This window comes from Pantoea sp. Morm (genome assembly GCF_016643525.1).
In the GTDB taxonomy this organism is placed as follows: domain Bacteria; phylum Pseudomonadota; class Gammaproteobacteria; order Enterobacterales; family Enterobacteriaceae; genus Pantoea; species Pantoea dispersa.
On record NZ_VOQX01000053.1, the window covers coordinates 24716 to 35610 of the forward strand.

A 10895-nucleotide genomic window follows, 5' to 3' on the forward strand; every position below is an offset into this window, starting at 1 on the left:
ATAGAGTGCAGTTAACGTGCCAGCCAGAGGAAAAAATGCATAAATCAGGTCCAGCAACGAAATATCAATGATTTACGCCCTTTCGCTATGCACATTTAATGCATAAAAAGTGAATAACCATCCGATAACAGCGGCACCGCAGTAATTTGTTTAGCGGATTTATGCATTCGCAAAATGAAATATTGCTTTTGTGATCGCACAGCAGATATTTCGCCAAAATGAGGCGTCTGCTGCGCCATTTTGGGGCACACTGCGCTCAGCGGGTGCAAGTGACAGCCCGGTTCAGGCATCGGCGTGGTGCAGGTCGGCCGCTTATTAGTAACAACTGATTAACTTATTTTGGTTACCCTGTGCCAGGCTGGCCGGTAATTAAACGTATTAAAGATCGGGATATTATTTAGCCTGAAATAAACCGACACAGTGCGTCAATGCGGATAATTTACAGGGTGACTATCAGCCTGCTTTGATTCATAAGCATTGAACTTTAATGCATAGGCTTGTGCTATTTAAGGCAATAAAGTGCTATTTTTATGAAGTCATACCATACTTAATTTAATTATTATTTATCAATAACATAAATATTAATCGTCGATTAAACGCTCACTCAAGCATGATAAGTAAAAGCGATTCCAATTTCCGAATAATGGAATTGGCGTATAAAAATCGCACAAATAGCCAATAAGAAATTATTTGTTACAACTATTGCACTACTGATCTTTATCCTTTTGTGTCATTTTCTTGTCACCCCACCAGGGGCTTAAAAAATTAAAAAATAACACAGGGTAAAAATATAAATGATGAAGCGCACTTTACTGGCAGCAGTCATGCCATTGCTGCTGGGATTTTCTGTGGCTCAGGCCGCTGAAATCTATAATAAGGATGGTAACAAGCTGGATCTGGTCGGCAAAATTAACGTGTCGCACCTGTTCTCCGATGACACCACCAATGATGGTGATACCTCATCGTATGTCCGTATCGGTTTTAAGGGCGAAACCAAAATTACCGATCAGCTGACCGGCTACGGTTTCTGGCAATCGCAGTTCAGTCTGCGTAACACGGAAGGCGCCGATGCGCAGGCCGGTAACAAAACCCGCCTCGGCTATGCGGGTCTGAAGTTTGCGCAGTTTGGTTCGATCGACTATGGCCGTAACTATGGTCTGATTTATGACGTGCTGGGCTATACCGATATGCTGCCTTTCTTCGGCGGTGATTCCGGTTATGTCGATGCTTTCCTGTCCGGTCGCTCCACCGGCGTGCTGACCTGGCGTAACAAAGATTTCTTCGGTCTGGTTAAAGGCTGGAACGTCGCAGCGCAGTACGAAGGGAAAAACGAGCGCAGCGACAGCGCGGCAACGCCAAACCTGGCGGTACGTCGCTCTAACGGTGATGGTTTCGCCCTTTCCACCTCGTATGACACTGACTTTGGCCTGAGCGCGGTTGCCGCCTATGCCAGCCTCAATCGCGTCAGCGCGCAGAACCTTGCCACTTACGGCAGAGGTGAGAAAGCCGAACACTGGGAAACCGGGGTGAAATATGATGCTAACCAGCTCTATCTGGCGACCATCTACGGCGAATCCCACAACGCTACGCCAATCGGTAACATCGGGTTCGCCAACAAAGCGGTGAATTTTGAAGCCGTGGCGCAGTATCAGTTCCTGAACGGTTTCCGTCCGTCGCTGGGCTACGTGAGCTCAAAGGGCAAAAATATTGAAAACGTCGGCGACGCCTGGTTGTTCAAATACGCGTCCGTGGGTGCCACCTACTACTTCAACAAGAACATGTCGGTCTACAGCGAATACCGCATCAACCTGCTGAAAGATGACAACGCGCTGCGCCTGAAAACCGACGATATTACCGCGGTAGGTCTGGTGTACCAGTTCTGATGATGATTTACCCTCATGGCATCCCGGCAAGTGTCGGCTGAGGATGCAGCAAAGGGCAGCTCCGGCTGCCCTTTTTCTCTGGTGCCGCGCTGATTATGGTGCCAGCAGGTCGAAGCGGTTTTCGCCCCCCTGATCCAGCATCACCGGCGGCTGCACCTGCAGCGTAATCCAGTTGGAAGTCACGCGATTTTGCTTGCTGTCCTCCAGCGTCACCGACAGGCGATAACTGTTGTTCGCCTCAGGCGACGCATCCCACGCCGGCATAATAATACTCCAGCCCTGTGGATCGTTGGGATCGGCTCCCGGCGTCAGGCTCAGCGCCTGCGTATCGCCCTGCCAGCTGACTTTACTGATTGGATGAGCACTGCGGATCTGCAGTTTCAGCGGCAAACTCTCGCCCGCATTGAGCTGCCACGGCGGCGTGGCGAGGAATACCGACAGGGTTTTACGCTGGCGGAACTCCAGCACCGGCGTATTGCTGCGCGTGACCAAATCATAGCGACTACCGCGCAGCGAACGCGCGGCGGCGACGTTATCCGGATTGAGCTGCTGACTGAGCGCCACGCCAAAGCGGTAATTAAGACGTAAGCCGAGCTGATCCTGGCTCTCGCCTTCATTACTGGTTTTGTGGCTGGCCGATACGGTAACCAGCGGCACCGGCGTATAGGAGACGCCCAGCGTCAGCGCTGAAGGATTGTGGTAGCTGTTGCCGGAATTAAACAGATCGACATTGTTGCCGAGATACTGCTGCCAGCTGACCGACACGCCCAGCTGGCGGTAAAACGGCAGATAGCCCTGGGTGGTGACATCATACCCGCGCGCCAGCCGCTGCTGCTGGAACGGGTTGCGATTGCGCCAGCCGGACAGCGGCGTGTAGTAGTTGGCGGATAAGCGCAGGTAGTCGCTCCAGGCCTCGGTGCCCAGCGAAGCGCGCTGCAAGCCGCTGTCGAACAGCCGATCAACGAAGCCGTTATAGCCCAGCAGCCAGCTGCCGGCCACCCAGCGCTGTCCCAGCCCGGCATTGCCCACCAGCCCGTCATCAGTCTGGTGCACGCCCAGCTGGCTGAACGTGAGGTAATTGTAGCGATCGGCCCATGGCGTCAGCAGCGAAGCCCCGCTGCCGCTGAAGTTACCTTCCATATCGACGTTAAGATCGATCTGTGCCTGGCCATAAGGCGACAGCAGCGACTGCCCTTCATCCGCCACCCGGGTGGCAACCTCATCACGAAAATGGTTAAACGCCCAGATACCGGCCTGCTGACCCAGCGTGGTATCGCTGTCGCTGTTCTGGCTGGCCTCGCCGATGCTTTTGGCAATGCCCGCCAGCTTTTTACTGAACGCCGATGTATCGTCCTGATAGCCCAGCGCCGGTAATTCATCAGCGATTTTCTGGAAACGTGCCGGATCGGCAAACGGTGTGGCGGAGACGTCGCTGTTACCGGTGAAGGCCTGCGCAGGCGCAACGGCCGCCAGTACAGGGGCCCCGAAGGCTACAGCAGCGAAAATTTTGCGGGTCAGAACCAATGGCAGCATAGCAAAAGAGTAGTCGTTTCAGTTTAGAATTTGAAGTAGCTCACAAAACTGTACGAGGTTACCTTAACATATCCTCGCGCCAACGTAGGACTTGTCTTGCTATGTTTCAGAATTTACGCCACCCGCGGGCATGCAGGGCGATCAGACGGGAAAACACGTCGTGCGTTCCCCTCTCCCGGGCGGGAGAGGGTTCGGGTTCGGATGCGGGTTGAACACCCGATCAGCATTAAAAACCTAAACTGTCCAGCAGGTCGTCAACCTGATCCTGGCTGGATACCACACCTGGCGCGTTAGCATGGATCTGCGGACCGTTCAGCAGGCTGTTGCCCTCTTTACGTGCCGCCGCATTGGCTTCCGGCATGTTCTCCAGCAGTACCATCAGCAGCTGGCGTTCGATCTCCTGGATCACATCCATCATGCGCTTGATTACCTGACCGGTCAGGTCCTGGAAATCCTGCGCCATCATGATTTCCAGCAGCTGCTTGTTGGTGTACGCCGTGTGAGACGGAACGTCGTCAAGGAACTGGCGCGTATCCGAAACCAACTCGCGTGCATCCGCCAGCTCGATCGGGTTTTCAAACCAGGCATCCCAGCGGCCTTTCAGCTGGGTGGCGCCGGCTTCCATCTGGTCCTGGTGTGGCTGCGCCGCTTCCACACAGTTCAGCGCACGTTCCGCTGCCTGTGCGGTCATCTGCACCACATAATCCAGACGGTCACGCGCGTCCGGAATCGCTTCTGCCGCTTCGGCAATGGCCTGATCCAGCCCCAGTTCGCGCAGGCTGTCACGCAGCATACGTGTCAGAGAGCCAATCCGGGCAATAATCTCGTGTGCCGAAGCTTCTTCAGTTGGTTTCGGAAGGTCGCTCATCACATCTCCTTACATACCCAGTTTTTCGAAGATTTTGCCCAACTTCTCTTCCAGCGTGGCGGCGGTGAAAGGCTTCACCACGTAACCGCTGGCACCGGCCTGCGCGGCGGCGATGATGTTCTCTTTCTTGGCTTCGGCAGTGACCATCAGCACCGGCAGTTTGCCCAGCGTGGCGTCGGCGCGAATGGTCTGCAGCAGTTCCAGACCGTCCATGTTCGGCATGTTCCAGTCAGAGATAACGAAATCGAAGCCGCCTGCACGCAGTTTGGTCAGGGCGTCGACGCCATCCTCGGCCTCTTCCACGTTATTGAATCCCAGCTCTTTCAGCAGGTTACGGACGATACGACGCATCGTGTTGAAGTCGTCCACTACCAAAAAGCGCATGTTTTTATCAGCCATATCTACTCCTGTGTTGTCTTGTCCGGCAGGACCGGCTCGTTAAATTCGCAATGCCTGTCCGGCGCTAATTTTGGCCAGCATATGCTGGCTGATGTGGCCCAGATCGACCACTTCACTGGTGCCGCCCATCGCTATCGCTTCGCGCGGCATACCAAATACCACACAGCTGGCTTCATCCTGGGCGATGGTCCACGCGCCGGCGCGGTGCATTTCCAGCATCCCGGCCGCGCCGTCGTTGCCCATGCCGGTCAGAATGACCCCCACTGCATTTCGCCCGGCGTTGACCGCAACCGAGCGGAACAGGACGTCCACCGACGGTTTATGGCGGTTCACCGGCGGTCCGTCGTTCAGTTTCACCACGTAGTTGGCACCGCTGCGCGCCAGCTCCATGTGCATCGCGCCCGGCGCGATATAGGCGTGACCGGGCAAAATACGCTCGCCGTCTTCCGCCTCTTTTACGGTGATCTGGCACAGCTTGTTCAGTCGCTCGGCAAACGAGCGGGTAAAACCGGGCGGCATGTGCTGCGTAATCAGCAGCGCCGGGCTGGTGGCCGGCAGCGGCTGCAGCACATGGCGAATCGCCTCGGTGCCGCCGGTTGAAGAGCCGATAGCAATCAGCTTTTCACTGCTCAGCAGCGGTCCCGCTTTCAGCATCACCGGCTGCGGCGTGGCGGCACGCGCATGCAGTTTGGCGCGCGCGGCGCCGCGAATCTTGTCGGCAATCATCTGGCTGTAGGCCAGCATGCCTTCACGGATGCCGAGCTGCGGCTTGGTGACGAAATCTACCGCGCCTAACTCCAGCGCACGCAGCGTCACTTCCGATCCTTTACCGGTCAGCGACGAAACCATCACCACCGGCATCGGCCGCAGGCGCATCAGTTTTTCGAGGAAGTCGAGGCCATCCATACGCGGCATTTCGACATCCAGCGTCAGCACCTGCGGGTTGTACTGTTTGATCAAATCCCGCGCTACCAGCGGGTCCGGCGCCGTCGCGACCATCTCCATATCGGGATGGCTGTTGATGATCTCCGTCATCAACTGGCGCATCAGCGCGGAATCATCCACGCACATCACGGTGATTTTGCTCATCGTCTTTCCTTGGTCAGTCCATAGACAGTCTGTCCACGCAGCCAGAACTCTTTACTGATCTGACTGAAGTTTTCCGAATGCCCGGCAAACAGCAGACCGCCCGGCTTCAGCAGGGGAACAAAACGGCGCAGGATTTGTTCCTGCGTCTCTTTATCGAAATAGATCATCACGTTACGACAGAAAATCGCGTCGAACGGCCCCGGCAACGCCCAGTCGTGCGCCAGTAAATTGAGCTGCGCATAGTTCACCATGTTGGCCAGCTCGCTGCGCACGCGCACCATGCCGGCGTGCGGACCGGTGCCGCGCAGGAAGAAGCGCTGCAGCTGCGACTGCGATAAGGTGCGCAGCTCCTCCTGGCGATAAACGCCCGCTACCGCTTTCTCCAGCACCTGGGTATCAATATCACTGGCGTGGACGGAAAATTTCCCCGGTCCGGTGCCCAGCGTTTCTGCCAGCGTCATGGCAATCGAGTACGGCTCTTCACCGGTTGAAGCGGCGGTGCTCCACACGCTGTAGTTGCCGCTGCGTTTGCGCGCATGCTCTGCCAGAATCGGGAAGTGGTGCGCCTCACGGAAAAATGAGGTCAGGTTGGTGGTCAGTGCGTTAATAAACGCCTGCCACTCGGCACTGTTCGGGTCCTGCTCCAGCAGCGCCAGATAGCGACCAAAATCATCAATATTCAGCATGCGCAGCCGACGTACCAGACGGTTGTAAACCATCTCGCGTTTGTGGTCGGCCAGCACGATGCCCGCACGCTGATAGATCAGCTGGCTGATACGACGAAAATGTGTATCGGAAAGCGGCAGGCGCTGCACCATTTGTGAGAGCAGCGTCGTGGCTTCATTTTGATCCAATAACGTCGATTTCTTCATTTCGGGTCACCCGGCAACAAACTGATTAAATTGTGATACTGCGGTTGCTACTGTGCTGCCAGTGCACACCATTCACACGGGCCGCCCTGCGGCGGCCACAAGGGTTAAAAGGTTTCCCAGTTATCGTCAGCGCCACGAGCTCCTGCCGCTTGCGCCAGCGCCTGCGGTGCAGACGGACGCGCAATTTTTGGCGCTGTAGTTACGTTAACGGCCTGGGCGACAAATTCTTTACCAATATTGAACACCGCCACCGACTGTTTCAGTCGGCTGGCCTGATCTTCCAGCGCCGCTGCCGCCGTCGCGGACTCTTCCACCAGCGCGGCGTTCTGCTGGGTGACGCGGTCCATCTCGTTCACCGCCAGGCCAACCTGGTCGATACCGCGGCTCTGCTCATCGGAAGCCGAGGCGATTTCGCCCATGATGTCGGTCACGCGGGTCACCGCGTTGACGATCTCGCTCATGGTTTCGCCCGCGCTCTCTACCAGCACCGAACCGGTATTGACGCGGCTGACCGAATCTTCAATCAGGCCTTTGATCTCCTTCGCCGCCTGCGCGCTGCGCTGGGCCAGACTGCGCACCTCGCCCGCGACCACGGCGAAACCACGCCCCTGCTCACCGGCGCGTGCCGCTTCCACCGCGGCGTTCAGCGCGAGGATATTGGTCTGGAAGGCGATACCGTCAATCACGCTGGTGATATCGGCAATCTTCTTCGAACTTCCGGCGATATCCTTCATGGTGCTGACCACGCCATCGACCACTTTGCCGCCCTGCTGCGCCGTTTCGGACGCGTTCAGCGCCAGCTGCGACGCCTGACGGGCGTTTTCCGCGTTCTGCTTCACGGTAGCGGTCAACTGCTCCATGCTGGCCGCGGTCTGCTCCAGCGATGCGGCCTGCTGTTCGGTACGCGAAGAGAGATCGTTGTTGCCCATGGCGATTTCGCTGGCGCCGGTGTAGATGGCGTCGGAACCGTCGCGCACGATGCGTACGGTGCGCGTCAGCTCCTGCTGCATGTGCTGCAGCGAACTGAGCAGGTCGCCCATTTCGTTGCGCACGCTGAGATCGACCGGCTGCGTCAGATCGCCGCGCGCAATATGGCGGATGTGCTCAATGCTCTGCTGCAGCGGACGGATCAGCGCCGTACGCATGCCGCTCCACACCAGCGCAATCACCAGCAACGTCACCAGCAGCGTACCGACCACCAGCATAATCGCGTGTTGGTAAGCGCTCTCGTTGGCGTCAATACCCTGTTTTGCCAGCACAATGTTGTAGGCGAGCCAGGCGTTGTAATCCTTTTCAAATTTGTCCTGAAAACCCTGCGTTGGCTGATCGACAAAGCCTTTAAAGTTACCGGCACTGAGAAAATCAATCAGCTCGGCCAGCGCCCCGCGAAACGCGTTGTAGTTGGCCTGCAGCGTCAGCACGTTCTCCGCGCTTTTGCCCTTTTCCGACAGGTTAGCGTTGAACTCGGCAAAGCTCTGATCGGCGGTTTTCAGCTCCGTATTGGCCAGCGCCACCAGATCTTTTACCGTGGCACCGGAGCCGGCCTGCTGACTGTCCAGCAGATAGCGGATACCGGCACGGTTCAGCGTGTTACGCGCCTGTACCAGCGAAACCCATGAGGTGCCCATCGCCCGCTGCAGGGTGCTAAGACGTTGGTTGTACGCAAAATTATCTTTATCGGCTTTCACCGTTGAAAAAAACATTCCTCCGGAAAACAGCTGCAGTAAGGCAAATAACGCCAGCACGCACAGCAGGCCGGATACCACTCGAACACGACTAAACATAAACACCTCATTAATTGGCGGATCGCTGGTGTTATCGGCGCGCAGGCGCGGATCTTTATGTGAGGTGAAAGGGGTAAGACCAGCAGCAAACCGGGGAAGGGCCCGCCACGTGCCCCTCTCCCGCTGCGGGAGAGGGGACGATTCAGGCAGTGATTAAAACGTTTCCCAGTTTCCGTCACTCACCGGGGCCGTAGCGGCTTTACGCACCGCCGGCGGTGTCGTGGTCACCGGGGGACGCACGGCGATCGCTGCCGACGCGCGCGGAATGCGGAACACCGCCACCGACTGGCTCAGGCGGCTGGCCTGCTCCTCCAGCGAGGCCGCGGCGGCGGCCGACTCTTCTACCAGCGAGGCGTTCTGCTGCGTGACGCGGTCCATCTCGGTCACCGCCTGGCCCACCTGGTCGATGCCACGGCTCTGCTCATCCGAGGCCGAAGCGATTTCGCCCATGATGTCAGTCACGCGCGTCACCGCTCCGACGATATCCTGCATGGTGTCACCTGCGGTGCCGACCAGCTGCGAACCGGCGTTAACCCGGCTGACCGAATCGTCAATCAGTCCTTTGATCTCCTTCGCCGCCTGCGCGCTGCGCTGCGCCAGGTTGCGCACCTCGCCCGCTACCACGGCAAAACCACGGCCCTGCTCACCGGCGCGCGCCGCTTCGACCGCCGCGTTAAGCGCGAGGATGTTGGTCTGGAAGGCAATCCCGTCGATCACGCTGGTGATATCCGCGATCTTCTTCGAACTGCCGGCGATGTCATGCATGGTGCGCACCACGCCTTCGACCACGTCGCCACCTTTGCGTGCGGTCTCCGACGCGCTGAGCGCCAGCTGCGAGGCCTGCCGGGCATTCTCGGCGTTCTGCTTCACCGTGGCGGTGAGCTGCTCCATGCTGGCCGCGGTCTGCTCCAGCGACGCCGCCTGCTGTTCGGTACGCGCCGAGAGATCGTTGTTGCCGGCGGAAATTTCGCTGGCGCCGGTAAAGATGGCGTCCGAACCGTCGCGTACGTTGCCGACGGTGTGCACCAGCGACTGCTGCATTTCATGCAGACTGCTGGCCAGCTGGCTCATTTCGTTACGCCCTTCAACGGTGATGGTCTGCGTCAGATCGCCTGCGGCGATATGGCGAATGTGGCCGAGCAACTGATGCAGCGGCTGAATCAGCACCGTGCGCAGGCCAAACCAGCAGGCGACAATTACCGCGATCACCATCACGGCGACAATCGCCAGCAGCCACATCATGGTGTGGAAGGCACGCTGGTTCTGCGCCACGCCCTCAGCGGCTAAAGCACTCTGCGCGCTGCGCCACTCTTCATAGGTGGCTTTCATTTTGACCTGTTTGGCTTCAATGTTCTGATCAAACATGCCCTGCAGATCGTTGGCTTTCAGCCGGGCCAGCATCGCCTTCAGGCCGTTATTGAACGCGGCATAATCCGCTTCCAGCCGGTCGCGCAGCGCATCAGACAGTCCTGGCGTCGCGGGCAAATCGTAATAACGCTGATAGTGGCCGGCCGCGGTGTCGAGCTGTTTCTCCGTCTGCGCGATCAGTGCATTAAGCTGACCGCCGTTGGTCTGTGATGCCATGCTGCCCTGCATGCGCAGCATGGCGCGGTTGAGCACGGTACGGGTTTGATTGAGTTCAATCCAGGCATCGGACATGGCAGCGACGTTATTACTTGACGTTTGTGCCACAGCAAACGCCTCTTTATCTTTTTGTAATGCCGACCAGAACAGCCCGCCGGACAGTAATTGCATAGCACCGAACACCAGCAGGACGGCGATCAGGCTGGTGACGACATTGATTCGTTTTAACATGGTGTCTCCAAAAAGGGGGGTTACGCCCTGTTTATCGACCGCTGCGCTGAATATTTGAGAGGGTTTACCGGACTTTACGAGGGATAATGCTGAATTAAAGCTTTTTTACAGCGTTTTATAAGTAAAGAAAGCAGGCAATGAGGGAGCGGCGCGTTGTCCGCTCCCGTTTCAGCTTAGAACGTTTCCCAGTTGGCGTCGCTGACCGGCGCGGTCAGCGCTTTGCGTGGCGCACTGGCCTGCGGGGGGGCGATCTGCGGATGGCGCACGCCCGTGCTGCTGGCAGGCTGAGCGCCACGTGGAATGCGGAACACCGCCACCGACTGGCTGAGACGGCTGGCCTGCTCCTCCAGCGAGGCCGCCGCCGCCGCCGACTCTTCCACCAGCGAGGCGTTCTGCTGCGTGACGCGGTCCATCTCGGTCACCGCCTGGCCGACCTGATCGATACCGCGACTCTGCTCGTCCGATGCCGAGGCGATCTCGCCCATGATGTCGGTGACGCGCGTCACCGCATTGACGATTTCGCCCATGGTATCGCCCGCCGTGCCGACCAGCTGTGAGCCGCTGTCAACGCGACGCACCGAGTCTTCAATCAGCCCTTTGATCTCCTTCGCCGCCTGCGCGCTGCGCTGGGCAAGGTTGCGCACTTCACCGG

9 protein-coding genes are annotated in these 10895 nt (G+C 57.8%); 1 reads left to right on the top strand and 8 read right to left on the bottom strand.

The features are described 5' to 3' along the window. Positions 1 to 794: 794 nt before the first annotated feature. Positions 795 to 1883 (top strand): porin, encoded by a 1089-nt coding sequence (locus FT726_RS17595; protein ID WP_136547202.1) that lies wholly within the window; start codon positions 795 to 797, stop codon positions 1881 to 1883. Positions 1884 to 1976: 93 nt separating this feature from the next. On the opposite strand, the gene FT726_RS17600 is transcribed toward FT726_RS17595, so the two are convergent. The 8 genes from FT726_RS17600 to FT726_RS17635 all read right to left on the bottom strand — a co-directional run. Then, positions 1977 to 3416: a YchO/YchP family invasin gene (locus tag FT726_RS17600; protein ID WP_288422548.1), complete on the bottom strand. Its 1440-nt coding sequence runs from the start codon at positions 3414 to 3416 to the stop codon at positions 1977 to 1979. 226 nt (positions 3417 to 3642) lie between these two features. Beyond that, on the bottom strand, positions 3643 to 4284 hold the full coding sequence (cheZ, locus tag FT726_RS17605) for a protein phosphatase CheZ (RefSeq protein ID WP_058757663.1): 642 nt from the start codon (positions 4282 to 4284) through the stop codon (positions 3643 to 3645). Positions 4285 to 4293: 9 nt separating this feature from the next. After that, the gene (gene cheY / locus FT726_RS17610) at positions 4294 to 4683 is read right to left on the bottom strand and encodes a chemotaxis response regulator CheY (protein WP_021506272.1); all 390 of its coding nucleotides are present in this window, start codon (positions 4681 to 4683) and stop codon (positions 4294 to 4296) included. Positions 4684 to 4722: 39 nt separating this feature from the next. After that, entirely contained in the window at positions 4723 to 5772 is a 1050-nt protein-coding gene (locus FT726_RS17615) for a chemotaxis response regulator protein-glutamate methylesterase (RefSeq protein ID WP_282996414.1), read from the bottom strand. Beyond that, the gene (gene cheR, locus FT726_RS17620; protein WP_031279190.1) at positions 5769 to 6644 is read right to left on the bottom strand and encodes a protein-glutamate O-methyltransferase CheR; all 876 of its coding nucleotides are present in this window, start codon (positions 6642 to 6644) and stop codon (positions 5769 to 5771) included. Before cheR ends, FT726_RS17615 begins: the two co-directional genes overlap by 4 nt. A gap of 104 nt (positions 6645 to 6748) precedes the next feature. Beyond that, positions 6749 to 8428, bottom strand: a complete 1680-nt coding sequence (locus FT726_RS17625; protein ID WP_346303153.1) for a methyl-accepting chemotaxis protein — start codon at positions 8426 to 8428, stop codon at positions 6749 to 6751. 153 nt (positions 8429 to 8581) lie between these two features. Further along, entirely contained in the window at positions 8582 to 10243 is a 1662-nt protein-coding gene (locus FT726_RS17630) for a methyl-accepting chemotaxis protein (protein WP_346303154.1), read from the bottom strand. Positions 10244 to 10416: 173 nt separating this feature from the next. Beyond that, positions 10417 to 10895, bottom strand: a 479-nt coding sequence (locus tag FT726_RS17635; RefSeq protein ID WP_346303155.1) for a methyl-accepting chemotaxis protein, incomplete at its 5' end; no start/stop codon positions are given.